This is a genomic window from Pseudoalteromonas sp. 13-15 (assembly GCF_001468205.2).
GTDB classification, from domain to species: domain Bacteria; phylum Pseudomonadota; class Gammaproteobacteria; order Enterobacterales; family Alteromonadaceae; genus Pseudoalteromonas; species Pseudoalteromonas marina.
The window spans coordinates 2860051-2885711 of the sequence record NZ_CP019162.1; the positions used below are offsets into that span (position 1 = coordinate 2860051).

Sequence of the window (25661 nt, forward strand, 5' to 3'; positions counted from 1 at the left end):
ATTAGCGGCATTTTTCATATGGCACATATCAACATGATAGACCCAAATAAAAACAGTAGCGATACTGCTAATTTGTCTGTTTTATCCATTATTCGGCTCCTTTTACAGTTATGTCTTGTGCGTTATTAATGCTCACTAAAGAAACGCTGTAGCCTTTATTTTCAAGTAATGTAAGCAAGCTATCTTGGCCTACAAGGTGTCCAGCCCCAACTAGTACAAACTCACTACTGTCGTTATTAAACATTGCCTCTACTTTTGGTAACCAATTATTATTTCTATCTTTAAGTAGCTGCTTGTAGGTTTCTGGGTCATTTTTCTGAATATTTTCAACCGCTACCTTGTTTAGTGTGTCGGTATCACCTTCTCGCCATGCAGTTAATAATCCTTTAAATATATCATTATAGTTATTTAGCTCTGCTAGGTTACGTTTAATAAAGTCATTTTCGTTACCTTGACCCATTGTTTTAAATAACTCTAACTGAAACTCCACTGTTTCTAAGTAGTTTTTTGTTTTGTTGTCTTTAGTCGCTTTTTTCGTATAGTAAGCATCAACACCTTCACCTATTAAGTTTTGTTTTTGCAGTTCCATCGACATTAAGACGATACTCACCATGGCTGGGCGAAAACCATCTAACTTTTCGAGGTTAGCGCCAAACTCACTCAGTTTATTTTCGAGTGAAGCTTTAACCTCAGGCTCTAACTTTTCACTTAACGTTTCATTATTAGTATATGAAAGCGCGCCAAGCATTTGCATTTGAGCATTAGTATCAGCTGGGTCTGCTATTGGCGCTTCAAAAACAATTGTATCGGCTTGTTCATAGGCATGATTAAACTCAACAGGTAATGGCATTTCAGCTTTAGGTAAAATATGTACAGTACCGCCAATAAATAACGAGTCACCTCCTTTGCTTACTTGCCATACAGAGCTTTGAGCTTGTGCTGTATTTGCTACCAAGCTGCAACCAAGTAAAACGCTGGCAGACACTAATTTTTTTGTAAAATTTTTCATAATAACTTCCTAATACTTTAAAATTTGTTGTTTTTAGTTAGATAAAATATTGCTGAAATAAGCAGTAATTGACGATGTTACTTTTGAAAGGTTTTCGTCAATTTCTGTGTTTATTTTGCTCATTGAAGAATCAAGTTCAGCTGATATTTTTTCATCTATTGAAGAAAGCAGTGTTTGCGTATCGACATGAGTTTTTAAAGACTCAGTTGCATTTACTGTGTTAGTTTTTTGCTGCTTTTTGTTAGTTGGTTTGTTTGTTTCTGTATGTTCACCAATTACACACTGCTCAACGCTCTTTTTAAATATGTGTTGTTTAGTATCAACTGCGAAGGCTGATGTAGTATTAAAAGCAGTTACTAGTAGTAAAGTAGATAGACCTTTTTTCATTGTGCTGTTCATAATTAAACCTTTTATATTTTTAATTGCAGCTAATTTAGAATCGCAAATGATTTTTAGTAAGCTGCTTGTTGATGACGGTTTAAAGAATATCGCTGAATTTACTGAGAGTCGCTTATCTAGTTATGAGCAATTAATAGATAAGGTTTTAATCGTATTTAATTGTTTTAATTTAATGGGTTAGCGTAAAACCTTATATTGTTGATATAAGGTTTTAAATGCTTTTTATACACAATAATGAGTTGATGTGGTACGGTTTATAAAAATAAAAATACCTAAAGACTATGAATTATCAAATCGGACCTTGGCAATTTATAAGTAATCGCTGTGTGATTACTTCAAGTAACTTAGAAAGGGAATTAGATCCACTTTTAGTAAAGTTATTACTGCACTTTGTAAATAAGCCTCAACAAATAGTTTCCCGCCAAGTGCTAATCGAAAGTGTATGGCAACAAAGCTATGTAGACGATAACGCGATTAACCGAGCTATCTCAGAGCTAAGAAAACAGCTTGCTCATCCAACTGAAAAAGCACCGCTTTTAAAAACGCATTACCGTAAAGGATATAGCCTTACGGTAGTACCTGAACAGTTAACACGAGAAAGCGTTACTGAAAAGCCTGTAAACTCAATATCTGACTCGGCTACTGCCACTACTAATAGTGATGATTTTACTGCTGCGACTATTTCAAAACCGGTTCCAGAAAAGAACATCAAAACGCTTTTGGCTTATACGTTATTAGTCATCACCTGCATGTGCTCTATTGTGTGGTTGGTACTGTTTTATACAAGTGAAGGCGCTGGTGATGTAGTTAAACAAGTTACGGTAAATAAGGTTGCGAGTACGTGGAATATAGGTAGTGAGGTTCACCCTGAGCTATCTTCAGATAAACACTATTTAGCTTATACCAATGTTGAACCTGAACAGGATTTTAATCGTGCATTTGTTAAGCGACTTTCTGATCAGCGAGAAGTAGAAATTACATACCCTGGTTTTCAGGTATCTATTTTATCGTGGCAGCTAAACCAACATGCTGTGCTATTACAAGCGACAAACTTAAAACAGCAGCAATGCGAAATGGTATTAGTTGATTTAAGCCAGTTTCCTATTATTGGAGACGCTAAACTTATAAAAAAATGTGACCTCAGATACACAGGTTATGCGCAATTAGATCAAAATGGTGAGTATGTTTATTATACCGAATACAAAAATGAGCAAGATGGCTCAGGGTTATACAAATTTGATTTAGAATTACAAAAGGAGTCGATTGTTATTCCTCCGCCAGGTGTAATGTATGGTGTAATAATGCCGCGTTTATCTCATTCGGGTAATAAAATAGCGTACATACTAAGCCAAAAAGGCCAGCCATTTTCTGTATTTAGTTACGACTTTAACACACGTGAGACTAAGCGATTATTTAAGGCAAAGAGAAGAACCATCAGTTTCGCGTTCGATTGGCTTTCAAATGATAAAGGCGTCATTGTGTTTGAAGACTCTGATCTTTCAAGCATTACGTTTAATGAAAATAATATAATTAAACATACTCTAAATGTTACCCCCGCAATTTCACCTTATTATATTGCAGTTCAGTCTGCTAATAGTCTGTTTTACTCAGCAAATAAAACACAAGCATTTTCATTAATTAAAGCAACGGATACCTTTGGCGACAATCCAGTTTATGAACCTTTGTATAAAAGTGATAATGACGACTACAGTATTGTTGAAGTAATAAATAAAGCTGGGCCAGCGCATGTTTTTGTATCAGAGCGCTCTGGTAGCAGCCAATTATGGATTGCTCAAAATGGGCTAACTAAGCAACTTAGTTTTTTTAATTACGACGATGACTCCTCTACCTATAAATTTAAAGGTTTAAAAGTATCTCCTAATAAGAGGCGTATATTATTAATAAAAAATAAGCGCTTTTCACTTTATGACCTAAACACGCAAAAATTCTACCCGTTAGAGATGTTAAGTGGGCGAAAAATAGAGAGTTATATTTGGTCAAAAAATAACGAAAGTATTATTTATATTGAGCAGCTTGATTCAAAAAATAGAGTCGTTGAGTTGAACTTGCTAACCCGAGATACTCGCGTAATTGAAAACATTAAAGCCAATAAGCTCATTTCAGATAGTGAAGGGAACGCTTACGCAATAACACTTGATCAGTTAATTCGTCTCGCAGATATGCAAAGCTGGGCATTACCTAAAAATGCCAGAAAGGCGAATGTATATGGAGTAAGCAAAGACTATTTTTATTACTCAGATTCTATTTCAAGAATTGCTAGGCTCAATTTAAAAGAGGGTACCGTGCAAGATACACACGTGGACTTTCGGCCTATCACTTTTGAGGTGAGTTCAGATAACGAAATTTTATTTACGGGTGCTAAATACAAAGATATGCAAATTATACAAATTAGTTGGGATGAATAAAAAGTTTATCAAGGACTAGCAGTTGGGAGCTAAATATAAAAAACACCAAGTAGTTAAATTACTTGGTGTTTTTTTATTGGTATTAAAGCAATGGCTTTAGGTAATGACCTGTGTGCGAGCGTTCACATTCGGCTACTTCTTCAGGCGTACCTGCAATAAGTATCTCACCGCCGCCAGCGCCACCTTCAGGGCCTAAATCAACCACCCAGTCTGCAGTTTTAACCACATCTAAGTTATGCTCAATAACCACGATGGTGTTACCGTGATCGCGCAGGCGATGTAATACAACAAGCAGTTGTTCAATGTCGGCAAAATGTAAGCCGGTTGTGGGCTCATCAAGTATGTACAGTGTTTTACCTGTATCGCGTTTAGAAAGCTCACGGGCAAGTTTTACACGCTGAGCTTCACCGCCAGAGAGCGTAGTAGCTGCTTGTCCTAAGCGAACATACGATAAACCAACGTCCATTAGCGTTTTAAGCTTACGGGCTATTGCAGGTATTTTATCAAAGTAGTCATGCGCGTCTTCAACGGTCATTTCGAGTACTTGGTGAATGTTTTTACCCTTGTATTGTACTTCTAGAGTTTCGCGGTTGTAGCGTGCCCCTTTACATACATCACAGGGGACATATACATCAGGTAAAAAGTGCATTTCTACCTTAATTACGCCATCACCTTGGCAGGCTTCACAGCGTCCACCTTTAACGTTAAAACTAAAGCGACCCACTTTATATCCACGAGAGCGTGATTCTTGTGTACCCGCAAATAACTCACGAATACCCGTAAAAATACCGGTATAGGTAGCAGGGTTTGAGCGTGGTGTACGGCCAATAGGGCTTTGGTCAATATCAATTACTTTATCAAAATGGTCAAGACCACTAATTGATTTATACGGTGCAGCTTCTGCTGTGGTTGCGCCGTTTAATTCAGTATGCGCTAGTTTAAATAGCGTATCGTTTATAAGTGTTGATTTACCAGAGCCCGACACCCCTGTTATGCAGGTCATTAAACCAAACGGAATTTTTAAATCGACATTTTTAAGGTTGTTACCTGTTGCGCCAAATAGCTCAAGCCATTTATCGCCGGTTGGGTTACGCTTTTTTGGTACTTCTATTTTTCTTACGCCTGATAAAAACTGGCCAGTTACTGAGTCTTTCGTGGCTAAAATATCGTCGCGTGTACCTTGTGCGATAATATGTCCGCCGTGAACACCCGCACCAGGGCCAATATCAATAATATGATCGGCTGCGCGAATGGCGTCTTCATCATGCTCAACAACAATAACGGTGTTACCAAGGTCGCGTAAATGCACCAATGTTTGTAATAGACGGTCGTTATCTCGCTGGTGTAAACCAATTGATGGTTCGTCTAATACGTACATAACACCAACAAGACCCGCACCAATTTGGCTGGCTAAACGAATTCGCTGCGCTTCACCACCAGAGAGGGTATCGGCACTGCGCTCAAGCGATAAGTAATTAAGGCCAACATTGATTAAAAACGATAAACGGTCGCGAATTTCTTTAAGAATTTTTTCTGCTATTTGTGCTCTTTGGCCACTTAACGATAAGCTCTCGAAAAAATCCATCGCTTCGCCAATACTCATGGTCGTAATAGCAGGTAAGTTAGTTTGGCCAATAAATACGTGGCGTGCTTCTTGGCGTAAACGTGAACCCTTACAGCTAGGGCAGGCTTGGCTGGTTTGATATTTAGCGAGCTCTTCACGTACCGAGTTTGACTCAGTTTCGCGATAGCGACGGTTCATGTTATTTAACACGCCTTCAAACTCGTGGTTGCGTGTGATTAAATCGCCTCTGTCGTTACGGTAGTTGAAGGCTATTTTTGTACTGCCTGAACCTTCTAAAATAATTTTTTGAGAATCTTTAGCCAGCTTTTCAAAAGGTACGTCTAAATCAAATTTATAATGTTCTGCTACTGCTTGTAGCATTTGGAAGTAGTAAAAGCTGCGTTTATCCCACCCTTTAATAGCACCTCCGGCTAAGCTTAACTCTGGGTTATGCACTACGCGGTTAGGATCAAAGTACTGGCGTACGCCTAAACCATCACAACTTTGACACGCACCGGCAGGGTTATTAAACGAAAATAAACGCGGTTCTAATTCGGTCATTGCATAGCCACAGGTAGGGCAGGCAAAGTTGGCTGAAAACAGCATTTCTTCAATACTGCTGTCGTCCATGTAAGCTACATTTGCTACGCCGCCCGACATTTCAAGTGCTGTTTCAAACGACTCAGCTAAACGCTGCTGTTGACCGTCTTTTACCTTAAAGCGGTCAACAACCACTTCAATAGTATGTTTTTTATGAAGTTCAAGCGTTGGCGGATCTGATAAGTCGCACACTTCGCCATCTATTCGGGCACGAATATAGCCTTGGCTTGCAAGCTGCTCAAGTAATTTAACGTGCTCACCTTTACGGTCTTTAACCACTGGCGCTAAAAGCATCAGTTTAGTGCCCTCTGGCAGCGCTAAAACGGTATCAACCATTTGGCTAATTGTTTGTGCGGCTAAAGGTAAATCATGTGTAGGGCAACGAGGTTCGCCCACACGGGCAAACATTAAACGTAAGTAATCGTATATTTCGGTAATGGTACCTACGGTAGAGCGCGGATTATGCGAAGTTGATTTTTGTTCTATTGAAATTGCAGGAGACAGTCCCTCAATATGATCAACATCGGGTTTTTCCATCAAGGATAAAAACTGTCTTGCATAAGCAGAAAGTGATTCAACATACCGGCGTTGCCCTTCAGCGTATAAAGTATCAAATGCAAGTGATGACTTTCCCGAACCAGATAGGCCTGTGATAACAATTAATTTATCACGTGGGATGGTTAGGCTGATGTCTTTTAAGTTGTGCGTACGGGCGCCTCGGACTTCAATGTTTTCCATGCTATCTCGTTAATTACCAAAATTATTTACTGAGTATCTCATAATACGCTGCAATATTAATCCTTGATCATGAAAAATCCTTAGCTTTAAGCGATTAATTATTGCCAAGCTTGTGGTAGAATCCTTGCCTAATTTTTTCACATAGTAAGATTTAGCTGATAATGACTGCATCTTCACTTAATTCACGAGAAAAGCGCGCCGCTGTATCGCTAGCAAGTGTGTTTGCATTTAGAATGCTCGGCTTATTTATGCTGATGCCGGTATTAGCGATTTATGGTCAGTCGCTTGACGGTTTTTCACCTATTTGGATTGGCTTTGCTATTGGTGCGTATGGCCTAACGCAGGCTGTGTTGCAAATACCTATGGGCCGTTTGTCAGACAAAATAGGCCGTAAAAAAGTTATTATTGGTGGCTTAGTTGTGTTTGCTATTGGCTCTGTCATAGCCGCATTAGCTGAATCTATTCAAATGGTAACTGTGGGGCGTGCATTACAAGGCATGGGCGCTATTGCTAGTGCTTTGCTTGCATTTGCCAGCGACTTAAGCCGAGACGAACAACGACCCAAAGTAATGGCGGTTATAGGTATGAGCATAGGCATGAGCTTTGCTTTTGCTATGTTATTAGGGCCTATTGTTGCAGCGTCGTGGGGTGTGGCTGGCGTTTTTTGGCTAACAGCAATACTTGCGGTATGTGGTATTGGTATTATTTTATTTTTAGTGCCCAACGCAGTAAACAAGGCGCCAAAAGGTGATACCTTGGCAAGCTTTAGTGATATTAAAAAGCTTATTAAGCATCCGCAGTTATCGCGCTTAAATGCAGGCGTATTACTGCTACATTTAACGCTAACCACTATTTTTGTGGTACTGCCGAGCCAGTTAATAAAAGAAGGCTTAGCGGCAGAGCAACATTGGTATTTGTATATTCCAGTCTTGCTGTTAGCATTTCTATTAATGGTTCCCATTATGATTGTGGCCATAAAAAAAGAAAAAGAAAAGCAAACATTTATAAGTTCTGTAGCGCTGTTAACAGTCAGCATGCTTGCCATGTCAGTATGGATTAATAGTGTGGTAGGTATTGCAATATGTATGTTGCTTTATTTTGTTGCGTTTAACTTTTTAGAAGCAACAATGCCCGCGCTTGTCTCGCGTTTAGCGCCTGCTAGCCAAAAAGGGTCAGCCATGGGCGGGTACTCGTCTAGCCAGTTTTTAGGTGCCTTTTTGGGCGGGGTGTTAGGTGGTTATGTTGCCCAAACTACAAGTACGCAAGCTGTGTTTGCGGCAGCGGCACTTGTTGGGTTAATATGGCTTGTTGTTGCGTGGAAAATGGAAGTACCACCCAAAAGTAAAGTTATTAGTTTAATGACCAAATTAAGTTCTGAGGAGCATGCCCAAACATTGGCTTCTCAGTTAGTTGCTTTACCCGGTGTAATAGAAGCAACAGTAGTACGCGACGAAAGCCGTAGCTACTTAAAGATTAATGATAAAGAATTTGACCTAGACCAAGCGCGAAAAGTCGCTGGTTTAATCTAACGTTTATAGGAGATGGTTTCATGGCACGCGGTGTGAACAAAGTAATTTTGGTTGGTAATTTAGGGCAAGATCCTGAAGTTCGTTACATGCCTAACGGTAACGGTGTAGCAAATATTACCTTAGCAACTTCAGACAGCTATAAAGATAAAAACACTGGCCAAATGGTTGATAAAACTGAATGGCACCGTGTTGTATTTTTTGGGAAACTGGCTGAAATTGTAGGCGAATATTGTCGTAAAGGTTCACAAATATACGTAGAAGGTAAACTTCAAACACGTAAATGGACTGATCAACAAGGCCAAGAAAAATACACCACAGAAATCGTTGTTGATGGCTTTACAGGTCAAATGCAAATGCTAGGTGCTCGCGGTGGAGACCAGCAAAGTGGTGGCGGTTACCAAGGCAATCAAGGTGGCCAGCAAAACAGTGGTTATCAAGGTAATCAAGGTAGCCAACAAGGCGGTTATTCACAAAATAATCAAAACCAGCAAGGTAATTATGCACCACAGCAGCAAGCTGCACCTGCTGCACAGCCTCAATCGGCGCCTGCACCACAGCAAAATAACCAGTATCAGCCACAAGGCGGTGGTTTTGCTCCACAGCAAAATAGTGCACCACAGCAGCAAGGTGGTTTTGCACCTAAGCCTCAAAATGCACCACAAGGCGGCGCATCAAATCCAATGGAACCAACAATAGATTTTGACGACGACATTCCGTTCTGATCTAAGACAAAAAACAAAATGTTTAAAAGTTTTCTAGAAAGCCGCTATTAAGCGGCTTTTTTATGTCTTTCACTCCATCAATGTTAGCCAATTTTCTCGTGTTGCTAATAATGGTAATTAGCTTAAGTACTGTTTTACATTTAAAGTTAATTGGCTACCTTGTGCTTATGGCTTTTTTGAACAACACTTTAGTGACTAATATTACGTGTGGGTGAGTTATGTCTAAGGGACAGTATTGGTTATTAAGATATTTTAAGCCGATTTGTTTGGTCATGCTTGTTGTATCGCTTATTGGCTTTAACCTCATTTTAAGCAATGCGTTACATTTAAAAGTACATAGCGCTGGCCAGCAGCTCACAAAGCAAGTTTATGAGTTACAATTAAATGCCCCTTTGAATCAAAAAACACTGTCTGTTTTAGCACAAAGCAATGGCTTTATGCTTGCACCTGAGTCGTCTTCCCTCCACTTTAAAAACATTATAAAGCCGCAGCTTGAGGTGTTTTCATATAAAACACTGAACTTAGGCCTTTACCATTCACCTGTGTGGATAATGGAAAGCTACTTATTTATTTTACTTAACCTGGTGATAGTGGGTGCCGCTATTTCATTATACCGTTGGGGAAGCGCTGCTAACTTTAGACAATTAAAACACCAAAACCGTCATCACAATTCAACAAAATTGGCGCGTAGTATTTCCAGTTTAAATGTGGTTAAAAATGTTGAAAGTGAGGAGTTAGCCTCACTATATGCTGCCGCTGAACAGTATCATAGTTTGTTTGTTCTGGTCAGTTGGGAGTGTAACTTTGACAAAAATACCGACTTAGAAACTAGTTTTAAAGTTTTTATTTTAAAAGGTATTCCAGAGATAAAAAAAGTAGCTGTGAAACTTATTAATCCAGACAAGCTAACCATTATGCTTTACAACGTCCCTATTGCAGAGCTTGATCGGTACACGGAGCGTTTGCATAAAATAATTTTTAATGTGTGCCAAAGCCATCAAAAAAATACGACTCGTAAGCATGTTAAATTGGGTGCGTGTAATTTTCGTCTAGGAGCTGATCAAACAAAGGTTTTGCAAATAGCGCAGTCGGCCCTAACGCTTTCCAAAAATAGTATGTTATTACACCGTCATCGGTTGGCGCTGAGCAAAAGCCAAGAAGTGTTATTTTGTAATGAGCAGGTTATAAATAATATTAAGAAAAATAAATTTATGCTGTCTTTTCAGCCTGTTTTCGATCTGATTAGTGGTGATATTATCCAGCATGAGGCGTTAATTAGAGTAAGACACGACATGCATGGATTACTAGCTGCTCAGTATTTTATTAACCAAGTTGAGAGTAAAGATGACGCGTTAATTCTAGATAAGGCGGTATTGTCGCAAATACTAACACTAGTAATGGCAGAGAAGTCGCCTTTGAGCGTAAGTATTAATATGCATCCTAAAAACTGGCTTAACGATGAGTTTTGGAGCTGGTTAACCATGCAAATGGATAAGCTTAATCTAAGCTGTCAATTACAGTTTGAAATGAGTGAATCTTTCTTTTGCAACAACAAAAATGCGTTAGCAAATACGTTAAATACAATAAAAAAACACAGATCTAATATTATTATTGATAATGTAAAAACGAGTGAAAACATTCCTTTGCTTATTCACTGTGAAGAGGTAATAGGCTTAAAGCTAAGCTATGAACTCGTTCACTTAGTAAATGAAAAATCGCATAATCAAAAATGTATTAAAGAGATTGTTGATGCAGGTAAAATGTTAAACCTTCCTGTTTATGCCGTAGGCGTTGAGACTCAAAAAGAGCTCATTATGTTAACTAAATTGGGCGTTGCTGGCGCACAAGGTTTTTATTTTTCGGAGCCTTTACAAGAGCTAACTCAGGCTGTTTTTCATTAAAATATTTAAGCTTTGTAAATTAACGCCTTATGCAGTGGGACTTAACCGAAAAGAAGTATGCCTAAATAAGCTTTCTGTATTTAAGACCCTCTAGCCCCTGCAAGCCACCGGTATGAATCGCAATTATTTTACTGCCAGGAGGAAAATAATCTTGCTCTATTAGGTTCCATATTGCGTACATCATTTTACCACTATAAATAGGCTCTAATGGTAAATAGTGTTTAATATCCATATGTTGGCAAAAAGCCCATAACTCAGGGGTAAATTTACCGTAACCACCTCCATGAAAGTCGCAAAGTAATTGCCAGTTAGTTTGTGACTTTGCTTTGCAGCTTAGTTCCCGGACTTCATCTATTAAATATTGCGCTTGCTTTAAAACGGCAATTCCTATTATTTGTGTTGCTGTATTACTCCCCTCAATTAACCCCGCTAATGTCCCTCCGCTTCCTGTGGGGCAAATTAGGTAATCGTGTTCTGGTAAACTTTGTGCAAGCTCTGCACAACCGGGTACTGCATAGGTATTTGTCCCGCCTTCGGCAAGAATATACGCATCTGGAAACTTCTCTTGAAGCTCAGCAAGGTATTGTGAATCGTTTCGTAACTTATATTCAATGCGATTAACAACATGAAGCTGCATGCCACACTGCTGTGCAAATTGAATTGTTGGATTGCTTAGATCTAAGTTAGGCCCGCGAATAATCCCATGTGTTTTTAAACCAAAGATTTTTCCAGCTGCGGCGCATGCATGTATGTGGTTTGAAAATGCCCCACCAAAAGTAAGTAGCTCAGTTTTATTCTGCGACTGCATTTGTAATAAATTATATTTTAGTTTGCGCCACTTATTCCCATTTATTAGAGGGTGAAGCAAATCATCTCGTTTTACTAGTAACTCAATGCCTTTACTTTTTAACCACGGATCATCAATTGTTTGCGTAATAGTGGTTTCATTTATTTTGAAAGATGCAGGCATTTTTTCTCAATTAAAAGGATTAATAAAATACATGACCAATTTTATAGCTTATAAACAAAAGGGGCTATCCAAAATTACGACGGATTGTTGTGAGTAACAGTGCGTTGATTAAATTTTGAGTAGCTAGATTGGTAAACATGTTTTAAAGTTAACCAATTGTAAAGGGAGTTTAGTTATGAAGAAGCAATTTCAAGAAACAATAGTTATAAAAAAACAGGTTGGCTTTTCGTTACTGCAGCTAATCATTGTTATTGTCACTTTTGGTGCGTTAGCTGTTTATTTTGCCCCGCGCTTTTTAAACCTTCAAGGTGAGGCACACGCATCCATTCTTGAAACACTGCAAGTATCAATTCAAGCTGAAATAAGCGTTGTACATGGAAAAGCCATTGTAAAAAGTGTGCATAATAAAGCTAATGCTAGTATCGAGCTTGATTCAGGAAACATGGTTGATATTGTTTACGGCTACCCTGCTGCAACCGAGGCCGCTTTTAAGGCATTTTTAGATACTAAGTTTGCGAGTGATAACACTGGAGAATTTAATATTACTAGCAACCCACAAGTTGCAAAAGCTATTATTTATCCCAACAGTTATTCTGCAGTAGATAATTGCCGTATTGAATATGTTGAAGCCAAAAAAAACACTAAACAAAATATAATTACTGCGCCCGCTTTAAGCGTATTTACGTCTGAGTGTTAGTACAAAAAATAAGTGTTTATAAGTTTGTTAGTTTATTTGATAACGTAATTTTTAATGGTTAACGGTTAAATAACGCAAATACGCTAGGTTTAATACAAAATGATACTTAACGGTGATGAATAACCTAAAATAAAATAGTTTTACTGTTAAGTGTAAGTTTATGAATCTATTAGAGATATAAGCATTTTTTCACAATTTATCGGGTTTAGAGTAAATGATCAGGTTATTTACTAGCGTGAAACGGGCGAATAGTTGTAAACTAAGATAATAATTGAACAAAGCTTGTGTTTTGCGCTGCAAGTACATAGCATAAGACTTTAATTATAAAAAAATAATAACGACCAAATAATTGCCGCTTTTTGGGACTGGAATATATGCGAATTACTCCTTTATCTCTGTTAATTACAGCTAGTTTGTTAGCAAGTAGTGCATTTGCACAAGACACAGCTACCGTAACTGGAATTGAGTCAGAGATTAGTGTTAAACAGACAGAATACGATAACTCGACAAGAATACTTGATAAACATTTAAAAGAAGAAAGTCAGTTACAAAATCAATTAGAGCTACTTCGTTCTCGTTCAACTGAGCTAGATAAAGAAAAAAACCAAGCGCTCGACGCGATGAACGAAATGTATCGTCGTTTAATTGATGATCCATCAATAAATATTACAAGTGCTCAATCTCGCTATCAACAGGCGGTAGTTGATCACAAGCAAAATAAAGATGATATCTCTATGCAGTTGGCGGCAATTGCATCTCACCGAAAAGATATTGAGCAAATACGAGTGGCTAAGCACACTTTACTAAATACCTTAGAAAGTTTAAAAGAGCAGTTAACAACGGCTCGTGTTGAGCGCTTGCGTAACGAGTTTACGCGTGAAGGTACGCTTGAGGTTAACCATACAATAAATTGTAAGCGCACCGAAACACTTGCAGCCTGTGAGCAACGTGGTCAGCAAATGGGTTTACAAAAAGCAACCAAACGCTTTGTAGATCAAATTTTTGCAAACTTAACCGAAGAGCGCATAGTTGAACCAAAACGCAATTTAGCAGGGGCGCAAGTACAAATTTTAAGTAGCCATGTGGTTAACAGTGCGTTTAGCGGCCAAGGTAATTACAACGTTAACTTAAGCGTTTCAATGCGCGGCGAAGTGAATAGCAGCCGTTTATGTAACCTATTAAGTATAGATAACCGTTATTGTTCAGAATACGGTTCACCGCTAAATACAGCTTACCAGCCAACTTATGGCACTACCTATTCAGATAGTCAGTTAACATTCAGCAATAGCGCGGATAATAACAATACAGTTTCGGTATCGCGTTTAAACAACAAGCCTGTACGCGATTATTCTGTTAAGCAGCCAGTTCAGTCTAAGCCTGATTACACGGTTGTTGAACAAAAAAAAGATCAGTCGGTAGAGTTAACACTTCGCTCTAATGTATATGATGATGAAGTATTCATTAACGGTGTAAGCTTTGGTTCTACTCGTTTAATTACGCGTTTACCAAAAGGTGTGCATGAAATTGAAATTCGTAAATTAGGTTACAAGCCTTACCAAGCACGTGTAAACCTAAATAAAGCGCAAACAATTAATGCTAACTTAGTAAAAAAGCCTAAGTCGATTGCTGCACCGACCTATACTCGCGAGCAACCAGAAACACAAACACGCAGAGTAAGCGAAAATGTTAACGTTTTAAACGCAAATGTAGAGACGCCTGTTGTGGTTATTCCTGCTGGCAAATTTAAAATGGGTGATATCAATGGTAACGGGTTAGCTAATGAGCGCCCCGTTATTGAAAAAGCCATTGCGAACTCTTTTGCTATGCAAAGCAAGGAAGTGACTGTAGGCGACTATGAAAAATTTGTTGCTAATACGGCTTATAAAACAGAAGCAGAAATAAATAAAGGCTGCGCATATTATTTAAATGGCGAGCCAGTATGGGAAGCGGCTTTAAACTGGCGCAATCCTGGCTTTGAACAGGGCAGTGACTTTCCGGCTGTATGTTTAACTTATAACGATGCAAAAGCATATGCTGACTGGTTATCTGGCCAGACAGGGCAGCAATTTCGTTTACCTAGCGAAGTTGAGTGGGAATATGCAGCTCGTGCAGGTACAGAAACTGAGTACCCTTGGGGTAACGAAATTGGTAAAAACTTAGCTAACTGTGGTTGGTGTGGTAGTGAATGGTCAAACAAGCGCGCAGCACCGGTTGGGTCTTTTTCTCCAAATGCGTTTGGACTTTACGATACGGTAGGTAACGTGTGGGAATGGACCGGTAAAAAATCAGGTGAATCGGATGTGGCAGTAAGAGGCGGGGCATGGAACTTTGCACCAAGCCTTGCACGCGTATCAACACGATTAATTTTAGCGCCTGATTTTAGATCAAACTACATTGGTTTTCGCTTAGTTCGCGAGAGATAAATTTATAAGGAAGCATTGCTTCCTTTTTTAACAAATTCACAAAGGCGCTGCACTTTATATTGCTCATCAAAATGAGCATGTTAAAGTGACGCAGCTAATATAAGAACGTATTTCAAAGGTCATCCAGCCTCATGTTTAAAAAACTCCGTGGTATTTTTTCTAACGATCTGTCGATCGACTTGGGTACAGCCAATACCCTAATTTATGTAAAAGAAGAAGGTATTGTTCTAAACGAGCCTTCAGTAGTTGCTATCCGTCAAGAGCGTGCTGGTGGCCCTAAAAGTGTTGCATCGGTAGGTACTGAAGCAAAACAGATGCTAGGTCGTACGCCGGGTAATATTAAAGCAATCCGCCCAATGAAAGACGGTGTAATTGCTGACTTTTATGTAACAGAAAAAATGTTACAACACTTCATCAAGCAAGTGCATAACAATAACTTTATGCGCCCAAGTCCGCGCGTACTAATTTGTGTACCATGTGGTGCAACGCAAGTAGAAAAACGCGCAATTCGTGAATCTGCAATGGGCGCTGGCGCTCGAGAAGTTTACCTAATTGAAGAACCAATGGCTGCGGCAATTGGTGCGGGTTTACCGGTATCAGAAGCAACAGGCTCTATGGTTGTTGATATTGGTGGTGGTACAACTGAAGTCGCTATTATTTCACTAAATGGTGTTGTTTACTCATCATCAGTACGTATTGGTGGCGATAAATTTGACGAAGCTATTATTAACTATGTACGCCGTAACTTTGGTAGTTTAATTGGTGAAGCAACCGCTGAAAACATTAAGCACCAAATTGGTTCTGCGTTTAAAACAGATGAGCCAATTGAAATCGAAGTACGTGGCCGTAACTTAGCTGAAGGTGTTCCACGTTCATTTACGCTTAACTCACATGAAATCTTAGAAGCGCTTCAAGAGCCTCTAATGGGTATTGTAAGTGCAGTAATGGTTGCCCTTGAGCAATCGCCACCAGAGCTTGCATCAGATATTTCTGCGCACGGTATGGTACTGACTGGCGGTGGTGCACTATTAAAAGATTTAGATCGCTTATTAATGGAAGAAACAGGCATTCCTGTTGTTGTTGCTGACGATCCATTAACGTGTGTAGCACGTGGCGGCGGTAAAGCATTAGAAATGATTGATGTTCACGGTGGTGACGTTTTTAGTTACGACTAATGAAATTAATGTTTGGGCGCACTGTCTCTTTGCAACTGCGACTTTTTGTCGCAGTGCTTTTGAGTATCGTACTCATAGCTGGAGATAGGTACACAGAAGGTGGAACCGTTGTGCGCACCAGTTTAAATACACTGGTTAGCCCGCTTATTTATGTTGCCAACTTACCTTATGAGTTATTTAGCATTGGTGCTAAAAGCTTACACACGCGAGACCAACTCCTTACTGAAAACGAAGCACTGAAAAAAAAGCAAATGCTACAAAGTGAGCAGCTGCAACAGTACCAATTTTTAGCCAGAGAAAACCAAAAGTTACGTGCATTACTTGGTTCGTCAGCAAAACAATCTAATCGTAAAATTATTGCACAAGTATTATCGGTTCACTCAAACCCCTACAGTCATCAAGTTGTTATTAACCGTGGTACTACAGACGGCATAAGCGAAGGGCAAGCGGTAATAGACGAAATGGGGGTGGTAGGGCAGCTTACTAAAGTAGGTTCAACTACGTCGCGCGTATTATTGATGACCGATACAACTCACGCAACACCTGTGCGCATACTCAGAAACGACGTACGAACCGTAGTTGAAGGCATTGGTAAAATTAATGTGGTTAAGCTTTCGCATGTTCCACACAGCTTAGATGTGCGTATTGGTGATGTATTGGTGACTTCAGGGCTTGGGGGCACATTTCCTGAGGGGTATCCTGTCGCCATTGTGACAGAAATTAACCGAGATGAAGGTCGTCCATTTGCACAAGTATATGCAGAGCCTATTGCGTTGCTCGACCGTATTCGCTTACTTGTAATTTTATGGCGCAGCCAGCAGGAGCAAATAAACGATGATTAACCGTTATTCATTGTTAATTGCGCTGAGCATATTTTTTGCTTTAATTATGGCGCTAATGCCGCTGCCATTTTCGTTTGAACCATTTAGACCGGATTGGGTCTTATTAGTACTTATGTATTGGTCATTGGCCGTGCCACATCGGTTAAATATTGGTACTGCTTGGGTCGTAGGTTTACTCATTGATTTAGCGTCAGGCTCACCTTTAGGTGTTAACTCGCTGACATTTTCGGTATGTATATTTATTACCGCAAGTAACTTTCAAAAAATTCGTAACTTCTCGCTTTGGCAGCAAAGTTTGTTAATTGGTTTGTTTTTAACGCTGTATCATTTAATGCAGTTTTGGCTAAACCATTTTTTGCTTGGTGTTTACTTTAACCCACAATACTTATGGCCGGTATTTACTGGCATGATTAGTTGGTTTTGGGTGTTTTTATTACTTCGTAAATACCGCAGACATTTTAGGATCAGATAATGAATACTGCCGTATATCTGGCATCAGCTTCTCCTCGTCGTAAAGAGCTATTGGCTCAACTTGGTATCGAATTTTCGCAATTTAGTGTTGATGCAGACGAGAGCCAACTCCCTAATGAACTTCCTCATGCCTATGTAGAGCGCTTAGCGAGGCTAAAAGCTTGCTCAGGTGTCAAGCTTGGTTACACAGACCGGCCAGTACTAGGTAGTGACACAGTAGTTGTTATTGATAATGAATCGTTGTGTAAACCACGCGATGAAGCCGATTTTACGCATACACTTAAACGCTTGTCTGGAAACACTCACCAGGTACTAACCGCTATTGCTTTTGCGACTGAAGATAAAGTGCTTAGCCAAGTTATCAGTACCGATGTGACATTTAAAAAACTGAGCGATGAAGAGATTAAAGCCTACTGGCAAAGTGGTGAGCCGCAAGATAAAGCCGGTGGTTATGGTATTCAGGGGCTAGGTGGTCGCTTTGTTACACATATTGCGGGTAGCTATTTTAGTGTTGTCGGTTTACCTTTATATGAGACTGAACAATTATTACACGCATTTTTAAGAGGGTAGCATGAGTACAGAATTACTGATCAACGTAACACCGAGTGAAAGTCGTGTTGCCCTAATCGAAAACGGTGTGCTTCAAGAGATTCAGTTAGAACGAATTGGTAACCTAGGCATTGTTGGCAATATCTATCTAGGAAAAATAAGCCGCGTTTTACCTGGAATGCAGGCCGCTTTTGTTGATATTGGCTTAGAAAAAGCCGCATTTTTACATGCATCAGACATAGTAAACAGTGCCTCCATTGTTGAAGGTGTTGACGATGTACCAATAAAAAAAGTGCAAGATATACGAGAGTTAGTGCGCCAAGGTCAATACATTATGGTGCAAGTGGTTAAAGATCCATTAGGCACAAAAGGCGCGAGACTCACTACCGACATCACTATTCCATCTCGCTACTTAGTATTTATGCCAGACGCAACGCATGTTGGTGTAAGCCAACGGATAGAAACTGAAGAAGAGCGATCACGCCTTAAAAAAATTGTTGCTGAATATGGCGATGAAAATGGCAGTTTTATAGTACGTACCGCGGCTGAAGGTGCAAGCGAAGCAGAGTTAAGGCACGATGCTGGTTTTTTAAGAAAATTATGGGAAAAAATAACCGCACGTCGTAAAAAAACCAGTAAAGCAACCATATTACATGAAGACCTAACGCTTGCCTTTAGAACACTGCGTGATTACGTAGGTGAAGACATGGAACGTATTCGTGTTGACTCAAAGCTTACCTACCAAGAGCTAAAAATTTTTACCGAAGAATTTGTGCCGCAACTTTCACAGGTACTCGAGTACTACCCGGGTGAGCGACCTATATTTGACCTATTCGATGTAGAAAACGAAGTGCAAAAAGCGTTGCATCGCAAAGTCACGTTAAAGTCAGGCGGGTACATCATTATTGATCAAACAGAAGCGATGACTACGGTTGACGTAAACACCGGTGCGTTTGTCGGCCATCGCAATCTAGAAGAGACTATTTTTAACACTAATGTCGAGGCAACGTCCGCCATTGCGCGCCAGTTAAGGCTTCGTAATTTAGGTGGAATAATTATTATCGACTTTATCGATATGGTCAGCGAAGAGCATAAAAGCCGTGTGTTACATTCGTTAGAGTCGGCGCTAGCTAAGGATCGCACTAAAACAAATATCAATGGTTTGTCGGCACTTGGGCTAGTTGAAATGACCCGAAAACGCACTCGCGAAAGCTTAGAGCATATTTTATGTGATGTATGCCCGGCATGTTCAGGGCGCGGCTCACAAAAAACAGTCGAAACGGTATGCTACGAAATATTACGTGAAATTGTTCGCGTAAACCGCGCTTACGCAGCCGATAAATTTATGGTTTATGCAGCCCCTGCAGTAAGTGAAGCCTTACTTAATGATGAATACCACAATCTTGCTGAGCTTGAACTATTTATAGGTAAGCAAGTACACATACAAACAGAAAGCTTATACAGCCAAGAACAGTTTGATGTGGTAATGATGTAATGAATGCAAAAGCGGTCTGTTTTTTTTGTTTTAGAAAGTTATGGCAAACCTGCGCCATAATTTTAGTATTACTGGCCGTTATTGTTTCAATATTAAAGTACACACTCCCTTACGCAAATGATTACAAAGGTGATATAGAAACCTACCTAGACGAAAAGTTTGCTATTAGTTTATCTATTGGCGCTATTTCAGCAAGCTGGCAGGGAAATGGTCCTGCCCTTGTGCTTGAAGAGCTATCGTTTAAAGACAACGAAACTGCGCCAATTTCCCTCACTATTGCAAAAACTAGCTTAGAGCTTAATTTATGGGAAAGCATTAAAACCCTGCAGTTAAAGTCTAACTACTTTGTTATAAATGGCTTTCATACCACGGTAAACGTGGCAGATCTGTTTGAGAGCGGTAATCAAGATGATGTTTCGTTTGAGCAAAAAGAGCTTATAGAAGGGCTGTTTTTAGGTAATACCGGTCATTTTGCAATAGAAAACTCCAGTGTTAATTTTGTTTTAGACGATAACAAAGAGCGAAAACTTCTGCTTGAAAATATCATTTGGCAAAATGAAGAGTCTCAACATTTAGGTAGTGGAACATTAGCTTTACCTGGCATCACAGTGGGCACCTTTGACGCACGCATTGCTCTCAAAGGTGAAAGCTTAGAAGAAGTTGCTGGCAATATGTATGTCCAAGCCAATAAGGTGGATGTCTCTAATTGGTTGGCGCAATATATAAATACTGAAAAACAACAATTAACCAGCGATATCAATTTACAGGCGTGGTTAAAAATTGAAAAAGGCCTAATTGACGATATAAAAATGCAGTGGCTGCCTAGTTCTGTTACTTGGTTTAATGAATCTCAAAGCCAGCAAGTTAGTTTAAGTGAAGGTGGCTTTCATCTTTATCCCGAGCAAGGTAATTGGTTTTTAAAAAGCACTGGTTTAGCGTTTAATAACAATAATACGACATGGCCAAGCTTAGAGTTTGAGGCTCAACTTGGTGAAAATAATCAAATTTGGTTAAATCAAATAGATATAGCGCTACTGGCTAATTTGGCAGCGCTGACAAATTTTGACTCTCTCGACCCGTTTTTAAAACGCAAACCAAGTGGCCAAATACAGCAGGCGTACGTTAATTATGAGAGTAACCAGCATTGGCAAGTATGGTTTAACGCCAATAACATAGGCTGGCAAGAGCTTAATTCAGTGCCTGCTGCGCAAGGTTTACGCGTAAGCGGTTTATTAAATCAAGATAAAGGCCGTATCAGCTTATTTGGCGAAAACGGCACTTTATTAACTGGCGATAGTTTTAGTGACAACATTAAGTATAACCAGCTCAATATAGAATTAGACCTCGTAAAGCAAAATAATAACTGGCGTATTAGCAGTGATAATATTTGGTTTGATAACAATGAGATAACGCTAGCCGCAGAAATGCAGCTGAGCTTTGGTGATACACCGCGTCTTGATTTATACGCAGAGGCATTTGCAGAGGATGCCAGTATTGCCGGTCATTATTTTCCGTTAAAAGCGATGAACCCAGAATTAGTTAGCTACCTAAACGGGGCTATAAAAGGCGGTGAAATATCAAAAGCGCAGGTTCTATTTGCAGGGCCGTTATCAGGATTCCCATTTAAAGATAGCTCAGGGCAATTTGATGTACTTGCTCAAATTGACAATGCCACCTATCAGTTTGACCCGCAGTGGCCAGCAGTAACAGATGCAAAGGTAAAACTACATTTTGCTAATGAACGCATGGATATTTACAGCCAACAAGGCTCTTTAGTTAATTTAGATGTGGGTAACAGCGTTAAAGTTAGCATTAACGATTTAATGAATGCCGATGAGCTTGTGGTGCAAATAGATAAAAAAGCACCGATGGAAAACCTGTACACCTTTTTTAAATCCACGCCCATTGCGAGCCCGTTAGCTGATATTTTTGAGGTAATACAAGGCCAAGGTGAAGCCGATGCCAGCATTGAGTTACTGGTCGGTTCAAAGTTTGAAGGTGGTGCCAGTGTTAGCGGCACTGTCAAGCTAGATGGTTTACCTGTATTTATTGCCACACCCGGTATTGCGTTAAATAACTTAACCGGCGTGCTTAACTTTAAAAACGATAATATCGAACTTAAAAATGCCACCGCTACATGGCTTGGGATGCCGCTGGCACTTAATTACAACAGCCAAAGTGAAGCGAGTGACTACAAAGCAAACATAAATATTAATGCACAACTTGATGCCAATACTTTAATCGATAGCGGGCAAGGTATTTTAAAAGGGTCACTTGAAGGGCAAAGTGCAGTTGATATTGGACTAGTGCTTAATTTTACCGAGCAAGGGTTTAATTATCGTGCACAGGTTAAATCTGACCTTGTTGGGTTAACAAGTAAATTGCCAACACCATACAAAAAAGCAGAGGCACAACCGTGGATTCTTGATGCGGTTGTTCAAGGCGATGACATTTCAAACCTTATAACTGCACAGATAAATAAGCAGTTTTATTTTAATGCAATATTAGAAAATGGAAAATCGCAATTTAGTAATGCGCATTTTGTTATAGGTAAGCAAGATTTAGGGCTAAATTCACAAGACTTAAGCGTTTCAATAAACCTAGAGCAAACCGAACTTGTACCTTGGGTTGATCTTATTGATCAAATCATTAGTGCGGCCCAAAACGAGGATGACCCAGAACCACAAGGTATCATGCCACCGCTTAACGAGATAGTCGCAAATATTGGCATGCTCGATATTAGTAGTATGGTGTTTAATGACTTTGAAATGCGCCTAGCCCCTGAGCAAAGCAATGTGTATTTAAAATTAAACGCCAAAGAATTACGTGCAGGTGTATTTATTCCTACCTCGCAGCGCAGCCAGCCTATTCGATTTAACGCTGATTATTTACGGGTGAATTTTGCAGAGCAAATTGAAGCGCCCATCACTGAGGCTGCAAAAGCAGACCCTGACACCGATTTAACGTGGCTGACGAACTTACCTGCTATAGAGTTTGAATGTGCAGATTGTAAAATTACCAACTACCAATTAGATAAAGTAAGCGCCTCGTTACTTGGCGACGGTAAACGTTTGGTTATTTCTGAGTTGGTTGTTGATAAAGGCGATCATATTTTGCGCACGAAAGGGCAATGGAAAGATGGCACCACACAGTTAAGCGGTGAAGTTAAAAGTGATGATATAGGTGCGTTGTTTGATGAGTTTGATATTACCACGGCTATCAAAGGCTCTAAGGCCACTATAAATTACAATCTTGCTTGGCAAGCCGCACCTTACTCATTTGATGTTCCGAGCCTCAGTGGTGAAATTGATTGGGATTTAGGAGAAGGGCACCTAACAGAAATTAGTGATGGTGGCGCACGGGTTTTTTCGTTGTTGAGCCTAGATTCGTTGGTTCGAAAACTAAAACTTGATTTTAGAGATGTATTTTCAAAAGGGTTTTTCTACAACAGCATGCAAGGTTCTATGCAATTAGAGAACGGTATCGCTTATACAAAAGACACTAAAATGGATGGCGTTCCGGCTGATTTAACCATAAAAGGCTATGCAAATTTAAATACGCTTGATATCAACTACGATCTCGCTGTTGCACCGCAGGTCACCTCAAGTATTCCCGTTATTGTGGCGTGGATGGTAAACCCAGTAACAGGGCTAGCAGCATTGGCACTAGATAAAGTAATACACTCTGCGCGCGTAATTTCTGAGATTAACTTTAAAGTGACTGGCACCATGAGTGAGCCTGTTGTTCAGGAGCTCGATCGTAAAAGCCGTGAAGTTACATTACCACAAGCGGCGCAAAACCAGCCCCAAGCTTCAGTCGATTTAAAACTTAAAGATGCTGAAGTAACCGCAACTAATGACTAATTTAGCGAACCCTAGTAACCACAATATACTTGCTTTACAAATGTGTTCTGGTTTAAATGCTGACGACAATATTGCAGAACTTAAAAAAGCATTAAACACACTTCCCGCATCACGGCCATTACTTGTATGTCTCCCTGAGGCCTTTTTAGTGTTTAGCAAAAGCGGTCAAGATACGCTCTCAACAGCTAAGCACATTGAGCAATACAAACGTCAAATAAGCCAATTATGTAAACACCATAATATTTGGTTAAACGCAGGCACAATACCTGAACCATACAATAATACTAAATATTATGCCGCCTCACATTTATATAATAATCAAGGTGAGTGCGTCGCAACGTATAATAAAATACATCTATTTGATGTAAACGTTGATGATAAAACAGGGAGTTACCGCGAATCTGATTTTACCCAAGCAGGAAGTGATGTGGTTGTGGTTGAATCTCCCTTTGGTAAACTAGGTCTAACAGTGTGTTATGATCTGCGTTTTAGTGCCTTATTTAATGCGCTTGCACGTAAAGGTGCTGAAGTTATTTTAGTGCCAAGTGCATTTACAATGGTGACTGGTCAAGCACACTGGCAACCATTATTAGCGGCGCGAGCGATAGAAACCCAATGTTATGTGGTTGCTGCAGCCCAATACGGCACACATGAAAATGGCCGCCAAACATATGGCCACAGTATTATTATTTCACCCTGGGGTAATACTTTAAGTAATTTACCCAGCGGTACAGGTTTTATTAGCGCTAACGCTGATTTAGAGCCGTTACAAAAAATTAGACGAGATATGCCTGTGCAGTCTCATCAACGATTTAGAGAGCATTTATTATGAATTCGGTTGAACAGCATTTATTACACGACAGCCAACTAAATAGAGAAGAGCTCGAAAAAACGCTCGCTTACATACATCAGCACAAAGTAGATTACGCCGATTTATACTTTCAATCGAGTCATCACGAGTCGTGGGTACTGGAAGATGGCTTAGTAAAAGAGGGCTCATACAATGTTGAGCGCGGCGTTGGCGTTCGTGCAGTAAGCGGCGAGAAAACAGGTTTTTCATATTCGGATGCTATCAACTTAGAAGCGCTAAACAAAGCCGCTACAGCAGCTCGCAGTATTGCCGATGCAGGTGAAGATAAAACCATTAAAGTATTTAGTGATGTATCAGCAAAAATGCAATTTGCGCCACATCAACCAATCTCAAGTATGAGCGATAGCGATAAAGTGAGTTTATTACGCGAGCTTGAAAACTACATTCGAGAATTGGCACCCGACGCTGAGCAAGTAATTAGCTCTATGTCAGCAGTATACGAAGAAGTATTAATTGCGGCCAGTGACGGTACATTTGCTACCGATATTCGCCCGCTTATTCGTTTAAACTGCTCAGTATTGCTTGAAAAAAATGGCCGTCGTGAGCGCGGTGGCGCTGGCGGTGGAGCACGTTTAGATTACGGCTATTTTAAAGAGCTGGTAAACGGTAAACCACGTTGGATGGAGTTTGCACAAGAAGCTGTACGCCAAGCTAAAGTCAACCTAGAAGCTATTGACGCGCCAGCTGGCACTATGGAAGTGGTATTAGGAAATGGTTGGCCAGGTGTACTTTTACACGAAGCGGTAGGCCATGGCCTTGAAGGCGACTTTAACCGTAAAGGCGCATCAGCGTTTAGTGGCAAAGTAGGGCAAAAAGTGGCTTCTGAGCTATGTACCGTAGTTGACGATGGCACCATGGCCGATCGTCGCGGCTCTCTAAACGTAGATGATGAAGGCACGCCTGCTGCTTATAATGTGCTTATCGAAAATGGTATTTTAAAAGGCTACATGCAGGATAAGCTAAACGCACGTTTAATGGGGGTTAACCCAACCGGTAATGCGCGTCGAGAGTCGTATGCGCATTTACCTATGCCACGCATGACAAATACCTATATGTTAGGTGGCGAGCATAGCCAAGCCGATATTATCAGTAGCGTTAAAAAAGGCGTGTTTGCGCCTAACTTTGGTGGCGGGCAGGTTGATATTACCTCGGGTAAATTTGTATTTAGTGCATCAGAAGCCTACTTAATCGAAAACGGTAAAATTACACAGCCAATCAAAGGCGCAACCCTAATTGGTAATGGCCCTGAAGTCATGCAGCATATTTCAATGGTAGGTAACGACTTAGCACTTGATAAAGGTGTTGGCGTGTGTGGTAAAGATGGGCAAAGTGTTCCGGTTGGCGTAGGGCAACCGAGCCTTAAAATTGATCAGCTAACGGTAGGTGGAACAGCTTAAAGGCCTAACCGATAAAGTTT

General features: G+C 40.0%; 18 protein-coding genes. 14 read left to right on the plus strand and 4 right to left on the minus strand.

Going from position 1 to position 25661, the window contains the following annotated elements; translation table 11 throughout:
- Positions 1-88 precede the first annotated feature (88 nt).
- Together ATS72_RS13265 and ATS72_RS13270 are read right to left on the minus strand one after the other, a co-directional pair.
- Complete coding sequence (locus tag ATS72_RS13265; protein WP_058428254.1) at positions 89-1009, minus strand: TraB/GumN family protein; 921 nt, start codon at positions 1007-1009, stop codon at positions 89-91.
- A 33-nt stretch (positions 1010-1042) separates the two neighbouring features.
- Positions 1043-1408, minus strand: coding sequence for a hypothetical protein (locus tag ATS72_RS13270; protein WP_058428255.1), 366 nt, complete (start codon positions 1406-1408; stop codon positions 1043-1045).
- Positions 1409-1689: 281 nt separating this feature from the next.
- Here ATS72_RS13270 and ATS72_RS13280 point away from each other — a divergent pair, with 281 nt between their 5' ends.
- A complete protein-coding gene (locus ATS72_RS13280; protein WP_058428256.1) occupies positions 1690-3834 on the plus strand; it encodes a winged helix-turn-helix domain-containing protein in 2145 nt (714 codons plus the stop codon).
- Between the two features lie 82 nt (positions 3835-3916).
- Here ATS72_RS13280 and uvrA read toward each other — a convergent pair whose 3' ends face one another.
- Complete coding sequence (gene uvrA, locus ATS72_RS13285; protein WP_008131688.1) at positions 3917-6736, minus strand: excinuclease ABC subunit UvrA; 2820 nt, start codon at positions 6734-6736, stop codon at positions 3917-3919.
- Positions 6737-6897: 161 nt separating this feature from the next.
- On the opposite strand from uvrA, the gene ATS72_RS13290 reads away from it, so the two are divergent.
- The 3 genes from ATS72_RS13290 (at position 6898) to ATS72_RS13300 (ending at position 10888) form a co-directional block, all read left to right on the plus strand.
- Positions 6898-8265, plus strand: a complete 1368-nt coding sequence (locus ATS72_RS13290; protein ID WP_058428257.1) for an MFS transporter — start codon at positions 6898-6900, stop codon at positions 8263-8265.
- A gap of 20 nt (positions 8266-8285) precedes the next feature.
- Positions 8286-8987 carry a single-stranded DNA-binding protein gene (gene ssb, locus ATS72_RS13295; RefSeq protein WP_058428258.1) on the plus strand — a complete coding sequence of 234 codons (702 nt, stop codon included), beginning with the start codon at positions 8286-8288 and terminating at the stop codon, positions 8985-8987.
- A gap of 218 nt (positions 8988-9205) precedes the next feature.
- Entirely contained in the window at positions 9206-10888 is a 1683-nt protein-coding gene (locus tag ATS72_RS13300; RefSeq protein WP_237113117.1) for an EAL domain-containing protein, read from the plus strand.
- A gap of 61 nt (positions 10889-10949) precedes the next feature.
- Here ATS72_RS13300 and ATS72_RS13305 read toward each other — a convergent pair whose 3' ends face one another.
- On the minus strand, positions 10950-11858 hold the full coding sequence (locus ATS72_RS13305) for a 1-aminocyclopropane-1-carboxylate deaminase/D-cysteine desulfhydrase (RefSeq protein WP_058428260.1): 909 nt from the start codon (positions 11856-11858) through the stop codon (positions 10950-10952).
- Between the two features lie 175 nt (positions 11859-12033).
- Here ATS72_RS13305 and ATS72_RS13310 point away from each other — a divergent pair, with 175 nt between their 5' ends.
- The 10 genes from ATS72_RS13310 to tldD all read left to right on the plus strand — a co-directional run bounded on the left by ATS72_RS13310 (position 12034) and on the right by tldD (position 25641).
- Positions 12034-12555 (plus strand): type II secretion system protein, encoded by a 522-nt coding sequence (locus tag ATS72_RS13310; RefSeq protein ID WP_058428261.1) that lies wholly within the window; start codon positions 12034-12036, stop codon positions 12553-12555.
- 374 nt (positions 12556-12929) lie between these two features.
- Positions 12930-14978, plus strand: coding sequence for a formylglycine-generating enzyme family protein (locus ATS72_RS13315; RefSeq protein ID WP_058428262.1), 2049 nt, complete (start codon positions 12930-12932; stop codon positions 14976-14978).
- Between the two features lie 131 nt (positions 14979-15109).
- The gene (locus ATS72_RS13320) at positions 15110-16153 is read left to right on the plus strand and encodes a rod shape-determining protein (protein ID WP_002958401.1); all 1044 of its coding nucleotides are present in this window, start codon (positions 15110-15112) and stop codon (positions 16151-16153) included.
- Positions 16153-16995: a rod shape-determining protein MreC gene (gene mreC, locus ATS72_RS13325; protein WP_006793122.1), complete on the plus strand. Its 843-nt coding sequence runs from the start codon at positions 16153-16155 to the stop codon at positions 16993-16995. The genes ATS72_RS13320 and mreC overlap by 1 nt, the downstream gene beginning before the upstream one ends.
- Positions 16988-17467 (plus strand): rod shape-determining protein MreD, encoded by a 480-nt coding sequence (gene mreD / locus ATS72_RS13330; RefSeq protein WP_006793123.1) that lies wholly within the window; start codon positions 16988-16990, stop codon positions 17465-17467. Before mreC ends, mreD begins: the two co-directional genes overlap by 8 nt.
- Positions 17467-18036 carry a Maf family protein gene (locus ATS72_RS13335; protein WP_039036275.1) on the plus strand — a complete coding sequence of 190 codons (570 nt, stop codon included), beginning with the start codon at positions 17467-17469 and terminating at the stop codon, positions 18034-18036. Before mreD ends, ATS72_RS13335 begins: the two co-directional genes overlap by 1 nt.
- Position 18037: 1 nt before the next feature.
- Positions 18038-19510 carry a ribonuclease G gene (gene rng / locus ATS72_RS13340; protein WP_006793125.1) on the plus strand — a complete coding sequence of 491 codons (1473 nt, stop codon included), beginning with the start codon at positions 18038-18040 and terminating at the stop codon, positions 19508-19510.
- Positions 19510-23373 (plus strand): YhdP family protein, encoded by a 3864-nt coding sequence (locus ATS72_RS13345; protein ID WP_058428263.1) that lies wholly within the window; start codon positions 19510-19512, stop codon positions 23371-23373. The genes rng and ATS72_RS13345 overlap by 1 nt, the downstream gene beginning before the upstream one ends.
- A complete protein-coding gene (locus ATS72_RS13350; protein ID WP_058428264.1) occupies positions 23366-24205 on the plus strand; it encodes a carbon-nitrogen hydrolase family protein in 840 nt (279 codons plus the stop codon). Before ATS72_RS13345 ends, ATS72_RS13350 begins: the two co-directional genes overlap by 8 nt.
- Positions 24202-25641, plus strand: a complete 1440-nt coding sequence (gene tldD / locus ATS72_RS13355; RefSeq protein WP_006793128.1) for a metalloprotease TldD — start codon at positions 24202-24204, stop codon at positions 25639-25641. Before ATS72_RS13350 ends, tldD begins: the two co-directional genes overlap by 4 nt.
- The last annotated feature ends 20 nt before the right edge of the window (positions 25642-25661 follow it).

Coding starts and splice junctions, on each gene's coding strand:
- ATS72_RS13265 (WP_058428254.1), bottom strand. CDS start 1,009: ATGAAAAATTTTACAAAAAAATTAGTGTCTGCCAGCGTTTTACTTGGT.
- ATS72_RS13270 (WP_058428255.1), bottom strand. CDS start 1,408: ATGAACAGCACAATGAAAAAAGGTCTATCTACTTTACTACTAGTAACT.
- ATS72_RS13280 (WP_058428256.1), top strand. CDS start 1,690: ATGAATTATCAAATCGGACCTTGGCAATTTATAAGTAATCGCTGTGTG.
- uvrA (WP_008131688.1), bottom strand. CDS start 6,736: ATGGAAAACATTGAAGTCCGAGGCGCCCGTACGCACAACTTAAAAGAC.
- ATS72_RS13290 (WP_058428257.1), top strand. CDS start 6,898: ATGACTGCATCTTCACTTAATTCACGAGAAAAGCGCGCCGCTGTATCG.
- ssb (WP_058428258.1), top strand. CDS start 8,286: ATGGCACGCGGTGTGAACAAAGTAATTTTGGTTGGTAATTTAGGGCAA.
- ATS72_RS13300 (WP_237113117.1), top strand. CDS start 9,206: ATGTCTAAGGGACAGTATTGGTTATTAAGATATTTTAAGCCGATTTGT.
- ATS72_RS13305 (WP_058428260.1), bottom strand. CDS start 11,858: ATGCCTGCATCTTTCAAAATAAATGAAACCACTATTACGCAAACAATT.
- ATS72_RS13310 (WP_058428261.1), top strand. CDS start 12,034: ATGAAGAAGCAATTTCAAGAAACAATAGTTATAAAAAAACAGGTTGGC.
- ATS72_RS13315 (WP_058428262.1), top strand. CDS start 12,930: ATGCGAATTACTCCTTTATCTCTGTTAATTACAGCTAGTTTGTTAGCA.
- ATS72_RS13320 (WP_002958401.1), top strand. CDS start 15,110: ATGTTTAAAAAACTCCGTGGTATTTTTTCTAACGATCTGTCGATCGAC.
- mreC (WP_006793122.1), top strand. CDS start 16,153: ATGAAATTAATGTTTGGGCGCACTGTCTCTTTGCAACTGCGACTTTTT.
- mreD (WP_006793123.1), top strand. CDS start 16,988: ATGATTAACCGTTATTCATTGTTAATTGCGCTGAGCATATTTTTTGCT.
- ATS72_RS13335 (WP_039036275.1), top strand. CDS start 17,467: ATGAATACTGCCGTATATCTGGCATCAGCTTCTCCTCGTCGTAAAGAG.
- rng (WP_006793125.1), top strand. CDS start 18,038: ATGAGTACAGAATTACTGATCAACGTAACACCGAGTGAAAGTCGTGTT.
- ATS72_RS13345 (WP_058428263.1), top strand. CDS start 19,510: ATGAATGCAAAAGCGGTCTGTTTTTTTTGTTTTAGAAAGTTATGGCAA.
- ATS72_RS13350 (WP_058428264.1), top strand. CDS start 23,366: ATGACTAATTTAGCGAACCCTAGTAACCACAATATACTTGCTTTACAA.
- tldD (WP_006793128.1), top strand. CDS start 24,202: ATGAATTCGGTTGAACAGCATTTATTACACGACAGCCAACTAAATAGA.